Raw genomic sequence first — 13,342 nt, forward strand, 5'->3', positions numbered from 1 at the left:
CATGAATATTGATCACATCGTTAAAAATATCACCCCAGAAGTATTTGAACGTCTTCAGTATGGTGCCTCAACGGGTAAGTGGCCTGACGGCACGCCTTTGTCTGAAGAACAAAAACAACAAACCGTTCAACTCGTGATGCTTTATCAAGCTAAAGTTTCGCAAAGCAATGAGCAGTTTACCATTGGCGCAAATGGTGAAATGGTGCAAAAGAGCAAAGCTCAATTGCAAAAAGAATTCGCATCAGAAAATGAAATAGCTAGGTTTAGTGAAAATGATCTTTAAACACCTGTTTACTCCAAAGTGGAAGCATCCTAAAAACCAAGTGCGTTTAGCTGCGGTTGAACGTCTTGATACAGAGCGTGACCTTAGCATCTTAAATAGCATTGCCCTTGAAGACAGCTCAGCTGAGATCCGCAAAAAAGCATTAAACAAAGTGAACGATATTGTTTTATGGTGGCAAGCATACAAGCAAGACCAAGCACTTAAAGACGTTGCAGAACAGCATATAAACCAAGCGGTTTTAAATACCGATAGCCAGCTAGATGCAAATATCAAAAATGAGTTTATTGAGCGTTATGCACCTGTCAAAACTCTTGAGAAACTCGCCTTTGCAGAAAAAGAACTTCAAGTTCGCGTTAAGTTATTAAAGCGTTTAGCAAACCCAAGCCTAATTGATAAAGCTTTTAAAGAAGGCCGTGAAGAGCTGCAATTGCAGCTTGTTGAGCTTGTGATTAATCATCAACTTGCTAAATCATTATTAAAGCATGCAAAAGGTGAGGCACACACACAACTGGCGACTCATCTTGACAATGAACGCTTAGCGATAGAAATGCCTGCCAAAGTAGAAGCTGATACACGTGTGGTATTAGCAAAGCTTAATGCGCTTCGTGATAAAAATGACTTTCAGTTAGTGTCGATGCAACATGCTGAGTTATTACAGCAGTGGCAAGCTATCGAACTAAAATGGCTGAGCGATGAGCAAGTAAGCACGTTAGATAAGAAGTATTCAGCGATTACGCAAAAGCTTGAGTCTCATATTGCACTTCTAAGTAAAGAGCATGAAGCCGCGCAGCAAGCGTTAGCTGAACAACAACGTCAGGTATTAGCACTGGCAAGCCTTGAAGCAATTGGCGAAGAAATTGAAAATGCATTGCAATTAGGCTTAGAAACGCCAGAGCAAATTCAGCAAGATTGGCTCGAGGCAAAAGTTGCAGAGGCAAAAGATGCGTTAGCAGAGGCGGACTTAGCTGATAACAAAACTGTGCGTGATGTAAAGCAACATTTAACAAATTTATTTAACCAAGTTGAGCAGTTACCGCAACTGGTTAGTGCTATTGCTGAGTTTAAAGAGGCATTTGATCAATTAAACTCAGTTGCGACAACTGAAGACGAAAGCGAGTTTGACGGGCTAAAACAGCAGTTTGAGCAACAACAAAAATTAGCACGCAAAAAGCTGGCTAGTATTCCTAGTCGTTTACAAGGTCGCTTTAAAGCCAATTTAGCTGAAACAGTAAACCGCTGGCAGCAAGCGATGGCACCGCTGACCAATAAATTTGAGAAAAATCAGCAAACAGCGAAGCGTAAAGCTCGTGATGTAAAACGCTTAATTGATCAAGGTCGCTTTAATGTTGCCTTTGGTGTGTTTAAAGGCTTTGAAGAGCTATACGCAACACTTACAGACTATTATAAGCAGCCATTAAATAGCTTGAAAGCTGATTTAGAAGCGCAATTAGCAGAAGCAAAAGATTGGCAAAAATACGCATCAGCGCCAAAGCGTGATGCATTACTTGTTGAAGTAAATGAACTTGTTGCAACCGAGTGCACTGACCCTAAACAACGCGCAGAGCAAGTTAAACAGTTACGTCGTCGTTGGAATGAGTTAGGGCGTTTAGATACTGATGCAGAAAAGCAACAAGGCGAGTTATTCGATCAACAAATTGAATTACTGTTTGCGCCGTGTCGTGAGTATTTTGCAGAGCAGGAGCAGCAACGTGAACAAGCTAAAGCACAGCGCGTTGAAATAATCTCGCAAATGCAGCAGTTAACAGAGCTTGATACCTCTTCTGATGAGTTTGATTGGAAGCAGTTTGAAAGCAAGTTCAACCGTACCGCAAAAGCGTGGCGTTCTGCAGGTAACGTCGATCCTAAAACATACCGTGAACTACAAGCGCAATTTAAAGCTGCGCAATCACAAGTTCAAGGTCAACTTGCTGCATTTCATAAAGCAAATGCTGAGCAAAAAGCTGCACTTGTTGAGCAAGCAACACAGTTATCACAAAGCGATGATTTAGCTGCTGCATGCCAGGAGCTAAAAGCACTTCAACAAACATGGCAGACTATTGGCTTTGCTGGAATGAAAGCTGAAAACACTTTATGGCAGCAATTCAGACGAGTTAATGACGACACCTTTGCTAAGCGCAGTGCCGAGTTTGAACAGCAAAAGCAAGTTCAGCAACAAAATGACGAAGTTGCCGCAGAGCAATTAAGTGAGCTTGAGTCTGCACTTGAGACCGTGGTGCACCTTGCACAGCTTAAAGATTTAACAGTGAAGCTAGCAGAGCTTGAATACTCAAAAGCATTATCGGCACGCGTGACTCAGTTAGAGACAGCGATTAGCGCAAAAACAGCGCAAATCAGCAAGCAAGCAGAGCAGTCTAAATTAACGGCTTTATTTGCAGCTCTTGAGAGCCACAGTGAACTGCCTTCGCAGTTCCAAGCTTCATTAATAACTAATCTAAACGCTGCGCAGCTGTTAACTCGTATCGAAATTCTAGCGGGCGTTGAATCGGCTGATAGCCAGTTACGTATGACAGAGCAAGTTGCGATGTTAGATGATAAACACCGTGGCGAGCACGCAGATGTTTATTATTACTTAAAGCAATTACTTGCAGTCAGTGAGGGTTCAGTTTCAGCTGACACACTAGCAAGGCTTAAAGCAATATTTGCAATTTAACGAATAAAACCGCTTTTTTAAGCGGTTTTTTTCCGTGTGTTTTTGAGGAAAACAATGAGAATTTTATTACTACTTACCTGTTTATTTTTAGGGGCATGTAAAAGTACAGATCAAGGGATGTCTGTTTACTCGTTTACCAATTCTGAAATTGAAGCAGCCCTTGCTAATCAATTACCAAAACTAAGTGAACAGATTAAGCTGATGGGCTTACCAGTAGATTTTGCGGTAAACGACCTGAGTGTCAATGTTGGCCCAGATAAGCGTGATGTGGTGGTTTTAGGGGCCGATTCTAGTGCTGTTGTCAAAGCGTTTGCGCTTAAGTATCCAGTACGCTTAAAACTACAAATTGAAGGCAGCCCATTTTATGACAGCGAGAAAAAAGCGGTCTTTTTACGTAATGTAAAACTGGTTGATACAACAATCGACACCGCGGGTTTCAAGGGCAGCTTAAACTTATTAGATGATCAAGCAATGCAAGTGATTAACGGCTTTTTAGCGGTTAACCCTGTCTACAAGCTAAATATGAATGACCCTAAAGTCGCACTATTAAGTAAATTGCCATTAGATATGAAAGTATCTCAGGGTGAAATTATTTTAGTGCCCACACTGTAAAGCTATTTGATATTTTAAAGCGGCTTCTAGCCGCTTTTTTTGTAATTGCTTGTTAAGCATGTTCAACCTTGCCATAATTGCTCGTGATATTTCGCGAATTGAGTGATGGCTATGATCAAGGAATTTTTAAACGACCCCACATTACTGCTAAATGCCGTTGGTGAAGGTATTTATGGCTTCGATTTATCGGGTAATGCAGTTTTTGTAAACCCTGCTGCGGAGCGCATGACGGGCTGGAAAGCAGACGAACTCCTTGGTAAAAAAATACACCAATATCATCATCATACTCGTAAAGATGGCTCACCATACCCGGCGGATGAATGCCAAATATATTGCACTATGTTCGATGGCAAACACCGTCATGTAAACGATGAAGTATTCTGGCGTAAAGATGGAAGCTATTTTGCTGTTGAGTATACTTCAACGCCAGTTTATAAAAATGGTGCCTTGATTGGGGCAGTCGCGATTTTTCGCGATGTATCCAAACAACAGCAAACAGAAGTGGCGTTACGTGATGCCTTAGCACAAGTTCAGCACTTATCTGAGCAGCTACAAGCTGAAAATGCTTACCTTATTTCAGAGTTAAACGAAGATTGGCAAGACTCTGGTTTAGTTGGGCAAAGTCATTCATTTCAAAGTATGCTCGAGCAAATTACCTTGGTAAGCCAAACCAATAGTACGGTTTTGATTTTAGGTGAAAACGGCACGGGTAAAGAGCTAGTAGCTCGAAACCTTCATCGTTTGAGCAACCGTTCTGAGCAACCTTTCATAAAAGTAAACTGCGCGGCGTTTTCCGCCAACTTAATTGAGTCTGAGTTATTTGGTCATGAGAAAGGGGCGTTTACTGGCGCTAATGAACGCAGAAAAGGGCGTTTTGAACTGGCTGATAAAGGCACTTTATTTTTAGATGAAGTGGCAGAGCTGCCATTAGAGGCGCAAAGTAAATTACTGCGGGTCCTACAAGAGCAAGAGTTTGAGCGTGTCGGGGGCAGCCAAACCATAAAAGTCGATATTCGAGTATTGGCTGCAACAAACCGTAACTTGTGGCAAATGGTTGAGCAGGGTAGCTTTCGAATGGACTTGTATTATCGCCTAAATGTCTTTCCTATTCGTGTGCCTGCGCTTCGTGAACGCAAGGAAGATATTCCACTACTTGCAGCAAATATTATTACGCAGCTGAACAAGCGCTTAGGTAAACAGTTAAAAGGGCTTAGCAAAGCAACAATCACGAAGTTAGCTAATTACGATTGGCCTGGTAATATTCGTGAGTTACAAAATATTCTAGAACGTGAAGCTATTCTGTCTAAGCAAGCTGTATTACAGCTGTCTGCACCTTTGAGTAACGAGCAATCAAATGAGCAGGTGGTTTCTCTTGATGCTGTACAAAAGCAGCATATTTGTGAGGTGCTAAAACGCTGTAACGGGCAAATATCAGGTGAAAATGGTGCTGCAACCTTGCTGGGCCTGCCAGAAAGTACCCTTAGATCAAAGATGAAAAAGCTAGCGATAAAGCGCTAATTCGTGATATATCGCGAGTGTTCGCGATATATCGTGCTTTTGAACGTTTAAATATAAATTTAATCATTTAATATCAATAGTTTATCTTTAATTTGTGTTGGCCTGATTGTTGCTCTATCAGGTTATTACCGACACAAAAGTAAGTAGCAAAATGAAATTTGATATTAAAGAGCAAGACTTAATCATCAAGCCCTACAACCAAGAAGGGCCAATTTATATTCGTGAGCAAAAGGGGTATTTTCAACGTATCCGTCGTTACTTAGGCTGGGTGCTAATGCTGACGTTCATCGCCATTCCGTGGATCCCCTATGATGGCCGTCAAGCTGTATTACTCGACGTAGCCAGCCAAAAATTTACTTTGTTTGGCTTAACGCTATTACCACAAGATTTTATGATCTTAGCCATGTTATTTATGACAGGGGCGTTTGCTTTGTTTTTCGTCACTAACTGGTTAGGCCGTGTCTGGTGTGGTTACACTTGCCCGCAAACAATTTGGATGCTGATGTTTACTTGGGTCGAACATAAAGTGGAAGGTAACCGTAATCAGCGTATTAAACTTGATAAAGCTGATTGGTCAGTGAGTAAATGGCAAAAGAAAATCACTAAGCATGCAGCTTGGCTGGTGATCTCTTTGCTTACATCTATGTCATTTATGGCTTATTTCATCCCTGCTAAGTCTCTATACATGAGCTTATTTACCTTAGAAATGTCTGGGATCGTCAGCTTTTGGGTATTCCTGTTCGCTTTTTGTACCTATGGCAATGCGGGATTCTTACGTGAAAAAATGTGTACTGTCGCATGCCCTTATTCACGTTTTCAATCAGTAATGTTTGATAAAGACACGTTAGTTGTTACCTACGATCAAGCGCGAGGGGAGTCTCGTGGTGCGCGTAAGCGTAAAGCCGATCCTAAAGAGTTAGGCTTAGGTGACTGCGTAGACTGTAACTTATGTGTTGAAGTATGCCCAGCCGGTATCGATATTCGTAATGGCTTGCAGTATGAATGCATAAACTGTGGCTTATGTATTGATGCGTGCGATAGCACTATGGAAAAATTCAACTATCAAAAAGGCCTGATCAGGTACGCCTCTGAAAAACAAATGGAAGGCAAAACGACCAACCCATTTAGGTTAAAACTGCTTGGCTATGGTGGTTTAACAGCGCTGTTTGTCGTTGGCATGGTTGTGTGGATGGCAATGCGTACACCTATTGAGGCTTCTGTCATTCGTGACCGTAATGCCCTGTACCGCGTTAATTTTGAAGGTTTAGTAGAAAATCCATATACCTTATCAATTATCAACAAAACACAGCATAGCTTGAGCTATTCAATCGGCATCAGTGGTATCGAAGAAGCAAGCTTACAAGTGCCTGAAACGATAACTGTTGAGGCTGGGCAGATGAAGCGTGTGCCTGTCACTGTGGTTGCAGATGGCTACGAACTGAAATCGAAAGTAACGCCTATCAGTTTTCATATTCAAGCATTAGAAGATGCTGATATCGCAATAACTAAAGAAACTAAGTTTTACCGAGATTAACCTCAATCACGGCTCCAGAAACGAAAATGGCTTGTTTTTAACAAGCCATTTCTGCAAATTCGAGCTGTTTAAGGACATAAGCCTTAGCGCTGTCTAAATCATCAAATAAACAGTCCATTATTTGAATCGGTGATTGCGCTTGTGCAATGATGCGTTTCATCTGATTAAGCACAATAGACGAGCTAAACATATAAGCAGTGGCTATACAGTTAGTGCCTTGCAGGGCACGAAATAAATGCGTGAAACCACGTTCAGCATCAGGGGTGGTAGCAAGTAATTGGGTAGAATGACTAATATATGCCCACGGCTTTCCAGCTAAAGCAGAAATATGCTTTTTTAAATCGACTGCAAAGTCATTGACCAAACGTGCGTTAATATTACCAGAAAATTGTCCAATAATAATTGGACCATCAGTGATGATACTGACACTGCCATAGTGATTCTTAAATTCCAATTTGCTTCCCTTTTGAATTAAAAAGAGCGCGAATTTTATACAATTCTATGTATGTGTCTAGTTATTTAGTATACAAATTTCAAAAAACATAACTTTTTCATTAAATTTGTATATATTTGTATTTTATCTAACTATTTAGGTTTGAGGTGAATAAATCATTCACCTCAGATTTAAAATATAACTAACTATTCGTTAACAATATAGTTCAAAGCACCGGTAATTGAGGCTACTTGTGCATCAATACAAATTTCGTCATTGGCCTGTGGGCTATCAGGGTAAACCTCTGTTGTTGTGACATATTCTGCATCGGTTAAGCCCATACATAACCCCAGTTTTTTCGCTTGGTAATTAATTACACCAAATTGAGTTTGTGGCACACCAATCAACTGGTTATTCTCATCACTTGGTGCGATGTGGGTTACTTTTTCAACTGATTTTATAATCGCTGTTTGAAATGCATCATGCGGGCGCTCGCTATCAGCAACAAGATAAAAGCCGTCTGGGATGTTCCAGTTATCGTGGGTCGTTGCATCACGTGCTGCTAGCGCAGGGCGAAACTCACTATTATCAGTGTCAGTCGTCTCATGTAAGTCAATATGCACATAAGGTGCAATAGCGTTGTCGGCTAAATATCGCATAATTGCTGCTGACTCTTCAGCTGGGCTATCTGCATAGAAAGAGCGATTTGGATCCGTGGCATTTGGATTCCAGCGGTTAATCGTTTCATAACCCCATGGGCTGATACACGGAGCCACTAAAATATTAAAATCAGCAAAGTAGTCTTTGGCACTTCTCTTAGCAAACGCTAAAGCACCATGCACACCACTTGTTTCGTAACCATGAACACCACCGGTAACCAGCACAACAGGTTTATCAGCTTGCCACTGCTTGCTCTTTAAAATGTAAAGTGGGTATTTGTCGCTGTCGTAACTTAATGCGCCATATTGCTCAATATTGAAATCGCTTGATAAAGAGTCTAGTTGCGATACAACATCATCTAAATAGCTACGCTTTACTGACTGTAATTCAAACCATGCTTTCTTATCTTCTTCGTTCCACGGCTTACCTGGGGTTCCAATAGGGTAACTCATAAAATACCTTGTTGTGACTTGCTGCAAAACGCCAAGCTTATCTAAGCTGTTAAGCTGCTGCAACTAGATAAGCTCAGTAGTAAAGTTACCTTGCTCGTACAGCTTTGCATGATGGTGCTTATGGGTCTCAAATAAGTACTTACGCAGTGCATCTTCACCCTGACACACTTTCACTATCTTTCCGGCAATTCCTTTGCTGGTCGTTCGTATAGGCTTTACGCTAAGGATAACGTGTTCTTCACTAGGTAAATTAAATGCCAACAGTATCTCTTTATTAAGATCGGGTGATTGACGCTTTGGCTTGAGTAACACGCCTGTGCTTGATAAAGACAATATTTGAAATTGTTCTGTGTGTATTTCAAGATCAGGCGTACGCCAGCTGCGCTCAATACCTTTGGTATCTATTACTTCTGGTGCGCTAAGTACTGGGATCAGCTGGCCATTCTTGTCCTTGGTAAATTCAAGCGGAAACCACAACTGGTAAATTCCTACTTCAGCAAGTAGTGTCAGTTTGGCATTGGTAAGTAAGCCGTTTAATTTATCAGGCAAATTAAGCCTAACAGACATTTTTGTGTCGGTTGGATCGCCATCGTGCCGCTCTGCCTCGAATAAACGGTTGAAAAAAGAGAGTTCTTGTTCGGATAAATGTGCCATATAAAGCTCCTTTTAAAGCACGCTTACTTATATGTATCATAAATTGTTCAAATTATGCACGTATAATGAGCATTAATTGTGCCAGTTGCTTTGTGATTTCTTTTGCGGCGTATTTCACTTACACTGATAAAAAAACTAACAAGGATTTTATTTTGTCGAGCCTGACTGGTGTAAATAAAAGTTTAGTGATATTTGCTGCTTTAGTCGTTGTTTTAGCGGGTATTAAAGCTGCAAGTGTGATTGTTATCCCATTTGTGTTGGCAGCCTTTATTGCCATTATTTGTAATCCCTTAATTCGTTTCTTTGCCAAATACGGTATCCCTAAAGGGATTGCTGTTGTGTTTGTGATATTGATGATTGTTGGTGTAGGGATAAGCCTTGCCGGGTTGGTTGGGCAATCGATGACCGATTTCTCTGAAAAGCTGCCTGAGTACAAAGCACAACTAAAAGAAGAGTTTGTCTGGGTGGTTAATGTTGCAGCGAGTTATAACATCCTGATTGATAAAGAACAGATTATTTCTTTATTCGATCCTGGCAAAATGATTGATGTTGCAACCAACATGCTCACAGGCCTAGGTGGCGTGATGGCGAACCTGTTTTTGATCATCCTAACCGTAGTGTTCATGTTGTTTGAAGGACCTATGCTGAGTAAAAAAGTGCATTTAGCACTGGACGATCCTGAAATGAAAATGCAGCAGGTTGACCGATTCTTAGATTCAATTAATTCTTATCTGGCTATTAAAACGCTGGTTAGCTTAGGCACAGGTATGCTTGCAGGCTTTATGCTTTGGGCTCTTGATGTTGATTATTTTATACTTTGGGCTGTAGTGGCCTTTATGCTTAACTACATTCCTAATATTGGCTCTATCATTGCAGCTGTGCCTCCTGTGTTACTTGCTTTGATCACTCAAGGCCCACTGGTTGCAGGGTTTATTGCTGGTGGCTATTTAGTTATAAACACGGTGATGGGTAATATCGTCGAGCCGCGTTTTATGGGTAAAGGGCTGGGTTTATCGACGCTGGTGGTGTTTTTATCCTTGATTTTTTGGGGCTGGCTGATGGGGACCGTGGGCATGTTGTTGTCGGTTCCATTGACCATGATAGTTAAAATAGCCTTAGAGACTAGTCAAGAAGGGCGGTGGCTTGCTACCTTGCTCGGCAATGGCGAAGAGCTAAAACTTGAAGATTAAAAAAGGCGCTTAAGCGCCTTTTTATCTTTCAAAATGATTAAGTATTATTGCGGATTGGTATTATTACTTTAGAGGTCGCTGTAAAACCTGCACATGGTTTTTTAGGATCTCAATTTCGCATTGCTTGTAGGCAATAGCGGCTTTTGTACCATTTGGCATTTTTTGTAAATAACGCCAACGACAGCTGTCTTCTAAATAACGCTCTTGGTTCTTGATGCTGCGATTAAAAATCGGTAGCAATTGGCTGTTACCGGTATCTTCTTTGATTTTCTCAAGATCCATAGTGAGCTTATTAATCCACATCTTTTGGTCACGCTGAATATCAGCGATAACTTGATCAAGACATTGAATATAGCGTTTTGTGTCATCGGTATTATTGCTTGCAAGCTCACACGTTTGCTCTGCTTGAGCCTGCGATGCGCTTGCAATTAAAGCTAAAAAGAAACCTTTAGCGAGTATTGATGTTTTATTTTTTATCATGGTAATTAAACTCTAATATAAACTCAGCACCGGCTAGTTTCTCTGCATCTTTAATGGTTAATGTGCCATTATAAGAGTTGACTAAATCCGACACGATAGCCATGCCGACACCATGGCCGCTTTCGTAGGTATCGAGTCTGGTACCGCGAGTTAGTAATGATTCACGCTTATGCTCAGGAACACCTGGGCCATCATCACTTATACTGAGCGTTAACTTTTTGTTCTGCTTAACCTTTATATCGACCTGTGAACGGCAAGCTTTACAGGCATTATCGATTAAATTACCTAGTAGTTCCATCAAATCTGTTTTATCACCTAAGAAATAGTCTTTTTCACTAACCTCAGAGGTAAAAATAATATCTTTATCGCGATAAACCTTGCTCATCGCGCTTAAGATTGAATCAATAACAGGCTTGATATGGGTTTGTTTTTTCCAAGTGTCAGACGCACCTGTTGCAGCGCGCTTTAACTGGTGTTCGATCATCACATTAATACGGTCTAGCTGCTCTTGTGCATCCGCATCATTGGCCAATGGGCTTGATTTAAGCACTGCCAATGGCGTTTTTAATGCATGAGCAAGGTCGCTTAACGATGCACGATAACGCTCTTTTTGGCGCTGCTGCGATTCAAGCAATAAGTTTAAATCGGCTTTAATGGTTTGTAGTTCAACTGGGTAAAGACCTTTAATTTGTTGGTTATCACCCGACTCAATGGCTTTAATTTCTTTATCGAGTCGTTGCAGTGGCCTTGCGCTCCAAACAAAACCAATCGCCATAAGTGCTGCAATGGCCACACCCATGACATACATCCAATTTACGAGTGTTTGCTTAAAGCCATCCATCAGCCTCAGTAGGGCATCATTGCGCTTTAATAGAATAAAACGTGCATGCTCTGATTGGTCAATGTTTTCTAAAATAACAGTAAGCGTTAATTGCCAGTAAACAGTATTGTTGTATTCAACACGGCGAAAGTCAGCAGAGCCTGCGGGGGCTTCAAAGTTATCAGGAATAAAGTTGATATTGGTCGCCGATTCAGAGTACCAAACCGGCAAGTCACCGCGATAAACCATTGCATAGGTATCTGAGTTTAGTCGGTTTAGCTCTGGTGTTAAGATAGTACTTGGCATAACGATGCCGCGTTCAGTGAAATCAACTTCAGAGATTAATGAATATAAGTGAGCTTCGAGGGTTTTTTCGGTCGCTTCGACCAAAGAGGCGTAGTAAGCCTTACCAATTGAGAAAAACAGAATTGGTAGGGCGACTAATAAAACAAAGACAAGGATAAATCCTTGCCTTACTTTAAGCGGTATTTGCGATGCTACCACTGACTTTTAAGCCTATAACCACGGCCGCGTAATGTTTCAACTGGGTTAAGGGTACCATCAGGGTCAAGCTTCTTACGTAAACGCAATACGAAAACTTCAATAACGTTTGAGTCAAGGTCGAAGTCTTGGTCGTAAATGTGTTCTGTTAGTTCAGATTTAGAAATTACCTTTTGTGGATTAACCATTAGGTACTCTAAAACTTTGTATTCGTATGCTGTTAAGCTAAGTTCTTTATCGTTTACCCATACTTGCTGTGAGCGAGTATGAATTTTAATAGGGCCAGCTGTCATTTCTGGGTTTGCTTTACCTGCGCTGCGGCGGATAAGTGCATTACAGCGGGCAATTAGCTCTTCAACGTGGAAAGGTTTAGTTAGGTAGTCATCTGCACCTGCATCTAAGCCTTCTACTTTATCTTGCCAACGGTCACGTGCCGTTAAAATCAAAATAGGAATAGTAATACCTTGTGCACGTGCTTTGGTAATTAATTCAATACCATCAACTTTAGGTAAGCCTAAATCGACTACCGCCATATCTAGCGGGTATTCGGTAATATGGAATAAACCAGCTTCACCATCGTGACAAAGGTCAACGCTGTAACGCTCTTTTTCTAGGGCATTACGAAGGTTATCTGCTAAGTGTAAATCATCTTCAATAACTAAAATTCGCATTCTTAATCCTTTTTCACTTCGCCAGTCTTTTTGTTCACATGGACATCAACCACGTGGCCGTTCGTTTTTAAAATTCTTACGGTAAATACTTTATCTTGCTCTGTGATTTTTAGGGTTCGGCCGTCTTCAGATTTTTTGGCGATCGTCACAGCCTGCTTTTTAGTCACCTGTTGGGCTTGCTTCTTATTGGCATCAGCATGAAAGCTTGATAATGCAAATAAAAGACTAAAACTGAAGGCTAATAATATGCGCATGACGGGGAACTCCTAAACCAGACCCATTTAGTTTAATTAACCAAATAACTAAAATTCAAGTAATTACGTTAAATTCTGTAATTCAATAGCCAAATCTTAGTTAATAAGCCGTGAACAAACACTGAATTATTGATTCAGTTAAGTTCAGAGGTTAACCAAATACTTTTTTAAATGGTTTTACTACTGAGTTGTCGTAAACACCCGCAGCAATATACGGATCGTTTGCAGCCCATTCGCGTGCTGCTTCTAACGACTCAAACTCAGCAACCACTAATGAACCAGTAAAACCAGCGTCAGATGGGTCTTCACTATCAATGGCTGGTAATGGACCTGCCGTAAATAAACGATTTTGATCGTCTAACTCTTGAAGGCGTGCTAAGTGAGCAGGGCGTGCAGATTTGCGAGCTTCTAAACTATTTTCAACATCAGTTGAATAAATCATATACAGCATGGTGTGTTCTCAATGTTATTTTTAAAAAATAGTAGCATATTCTAAGCAATAGACGAGAGATTATTCGCGTAATAATCTTTACACAACCCCATATAACTTTAACTTATAAAGCTTGAAATACGCGGTGTAACACTGGTAGAGTCGCTGGGTTGAGAAAA

General features: G+C 40.9%; 14 protein-coding genes. 6 read left to right on the forward strand and 8 right to left on the reverse strand.

Annotated features, from left to right (window positions below; all coding sequences use genetic code 11):
- The first annotated feature begins 1 nt into the window (after position 1).
- The 5 genes from MTF66_RS29770 (at position 2) to ccoG (ending at position 6,618) form a co-directional block, all read left to right on the forward strand.
- Positions 2–283, forward strand: a complete 282-nt coding sequence (locus tag MTF66_RS29770) for a YeaC family protein (protein WP_054561213.1) — start codon at positions 2–4, stop codon at positions 281–283.
- Entirely contained in the window at positions 273–2,954 is a 2,682-nt protein-coding gene (locus tag MTF66_RS29775) for a DUF349 domain-containing protein (protein ID WP_248529420.1), read from the forward strand. Before MTF66_RS29770 ends, MTF66_RS29775 begins: the two co-directional genes overlap by 11 nt.
- Before the next feature lie 54 nt (positions 2,955–3,008).
- Positions 3,009–3,566, forward strand: a complete 558-nt coding sequence (locus MTF66_RS29780; protein WP_248529421.1) for a DUF1439 domain-containing protein — start codon at positions 3,009–3,011, stop codon at positions 3,564–3,566.
- A 111-nt stretch (positions 3,567–3,677) separates the two neighbouring features.
- Complete coding sequence (locus MTF66_RS29785) at positions 3,678–5,084, forward strand: sigma-54-dependent Fis family transcriptional regulator (protein ID WP_248529422.1); 1,407 nt, start codon at positions 3,678–3,680, stop codon at positions 5,082–5,084.
- Between the two features lie 151 nt (positions 5,085–5,235).
- On the forward strand, positions 5,236–6,618 hold the full coding sequence (gene ccoG / locus MTF66_RS29790) for a cytochrome c oxidase accessory protein CcoG (protein ID WP_248529423.1): 1,383 nt from the start codon (positions 5,236–5,238) through the stop codon (positions 6,616–6,618).
- Between the two features lie 37 nt (positions 6,619–6,655).
- Here ccoG and MTF66_RS29795 read toward each other — a convergent pair whose 3' ends face one another.
- From MTF66_RS29795 to MTF66_RS29805, 3 genes are all read right to left on the reverse strand, one after another.
- Positions 6,656–7,072 carry a hypothetical protein gene (locus tag MTF66_RS29795; RefSeq protein ID WP_054561218.1) on the reverse strand — a complete coding sequence of 139 codons (417 nt, stop codon included), beginning with the start codon at positions 7,070–7,072 and terminating at the stop codon, positions 6,656–6,658.
- Between the two features lie 185 nt (positions 7,073–7,257).
- Positions 7,258–8,163, reverse strand: a complete 906-nt coding sequence (locus MTF66_RS29800) for a M14 family metallocarboxypeptidase (RefSeq protein ID WP_248529424.1) — start codon at positions 8,161–8,163, stop codon at positions 7,258–7,260.
- Between the two features lie 63 nt (positions 8,164–8,226).
- On the reverse strand, positions 8,227–8,817 hold the full coding sequence (locus MTF66_RS29805; RefSeq protein ID WP_248529425.1) for a hypothetical protein: 591 nt from the start codon (positions 8,815–8,817) through the stop codon (positions 8,227–8,229).
- 152 nt (positions 8,818–8,969) lie between these two features.
- Here MTF66_RS29805 and MTF66_RS29810 point away from each other — a divergent pair, with 152 nt between their 5' ends.
- Positions 8,970–10,007, forward strand: a complete 1,038-nt coding sequence (locus MTF66_RS29810) for an AI-2E family transporter (RefSeq protein ID WP_248529426.1) — start codon at positions 8,970–8,972, stop codon at positions 10,005–10,007.
- Between the two features lie 63 nt (positions 10,008–10,070).
- Here the strand turns inward: MTF66_RS29810 and MTF66_RS29815 are convergent, their stop codons facing one another.
- The 5 genes from MTF66_RS29815 to MTF66_RS29835 all read right to left on the reverse strand — a co-directional run bounded on the left by MTF66_RS29815 (position 10,071) and on the right by MTF66_RS29835 (position 13,184).
- A complete protein-coding gene (locus tag MTF66_RS29815) occupies positions 10,071–10,487 on the reverse strand; it encodes a hypothetical protein (protein ID WP_248529427.1) in 417 nt (138 codons plus the stop codon).
- Positions 10,474–11,811, reverse strand: coding sequence for an ATP-binding protein (locus MTF66_RS29820; RefSeq protein WP_058584761.1), 1,338 nt, complete (start codon positions 11,809–11,811; stop codon positions 10,474–10,476). Before MTF66_RS29820 ends, MTF66_RS29815 begins: the two co-directional genes overlap by 14 nt.
- Complete coding sequence (locus MTF66_RS29825; RefSeq protein WP_054552907.1) at positions 11,805–12,479, reverse strand: response regulator transcription factor; 675 nt, start codon at positions 12,477–12,479, stop codon at positions 11,805–11,807. The genes MTF66_RS29820 and MTF66_RS29825 overlap by 7 nt, the downstream gene beginning before the upstream one ends.
- Positions 12,480–12,481: 2 nt before the next feature.
- Positions 12,482–12,733 (reverse strand): PepSY domain-containing protein, encoded by a 252-nt coding sequence (locus tag MTF66_RS29830; RefSeq protein WP_058584762.1) that lies wholly within the window; start codon positions 12,731–12,733, stop codon positions 12,482–12,484.
- 151 nt (positions 12,734–12,884) lie between these two features.
- Complete coding sequence (locus tag MTF66_RS29835) at positions 12,885–13,184, reverse strand: YciI family protein (RefSeq protein WP_248529428.1); 300 nt, start codon at positions 13,182–13,184, stop codon at positions 12,885–12,887.
- Positions 13,185–13,342: the final 158 nt, after the last annotated feature.

This window comes from Pseudoalteromonas sp. 2CM39R (assembly GCF_023161845.1).

Coding starts and splice junctions, on each gene's coding strand:
- MTF66_RS29770 (WP_054561213.1), top strand. CDS start 2: ATGAATATTGATCACATCGTTAAAAATATCACCCCAGAAGTATTTGAA.
- MTF66_RS29775 (WP_248529420.1), top strand. CDS start 273: ATGATCTTTAAACACCTGTTTACTCCAAAGTGGAAGCATCCTAAAAAC.
- MTF66_RS29780 (WP_248529421.1), top strand. CDS start 3,009: ATGAGAATTTTATTACTACTTACCTGTTTATTTTTAGGGGCATGTAAA.
- MTF66_RS29785 (WP_248529422.1), top strand. CDS start 3,678: ATGATCAAGGAATTTTTAAACGACCCCACATTACTGCTAAATGCCGTT.
- ccoG (WP_248529423.1), top strand. CDS start 5,236: ATGAAATTTGATATTAAAGAGCAAGACTTAATCATCAAGCCCTACAAC.
- MTF66_RS29800 (WP_248529424.1), bottom strand. CDS start 8,163: ATGAGTTACCCTATTGGAACCCCAGGTAAGCCGTGGAACGAAGAAGAT.
- MTF66_RS29805 (WP_248529425.1), bottom strand. CDS start 8,817: ATGGCACATTTATCCGAACAAGAACTCTCTTTTTTCAACCGTTTATTC.
- MTF66_RS29815 (WP_248529427.1), bottom strand. CDS start 10,487: ATGATAAAAAATAAAACATCAATACTCGCTAAAGGTTTCTTTTTAGCT.
- MTF66_RS29825 (WP_054552907.1), bottom strand. CDS start 12,479: ATGCGAATTTTAGTTATTGAAGATGATTTACACTTAGCAGATAACCTT.
- MTF66_RS29830 (WP_058584762.1), bottom strand. CDS start 12,733: ATGCGCATATTATTAGCCTTCAGTTTTAGTCTTTTATTTGCATTATCA.
- MTF66_RS29835 (WP_248529428.1), bottom strand. CDS start 13,184: ATGCTGTATATGATTTATTCAACTGATGTTGAAAATAGTTTAGAAGCT.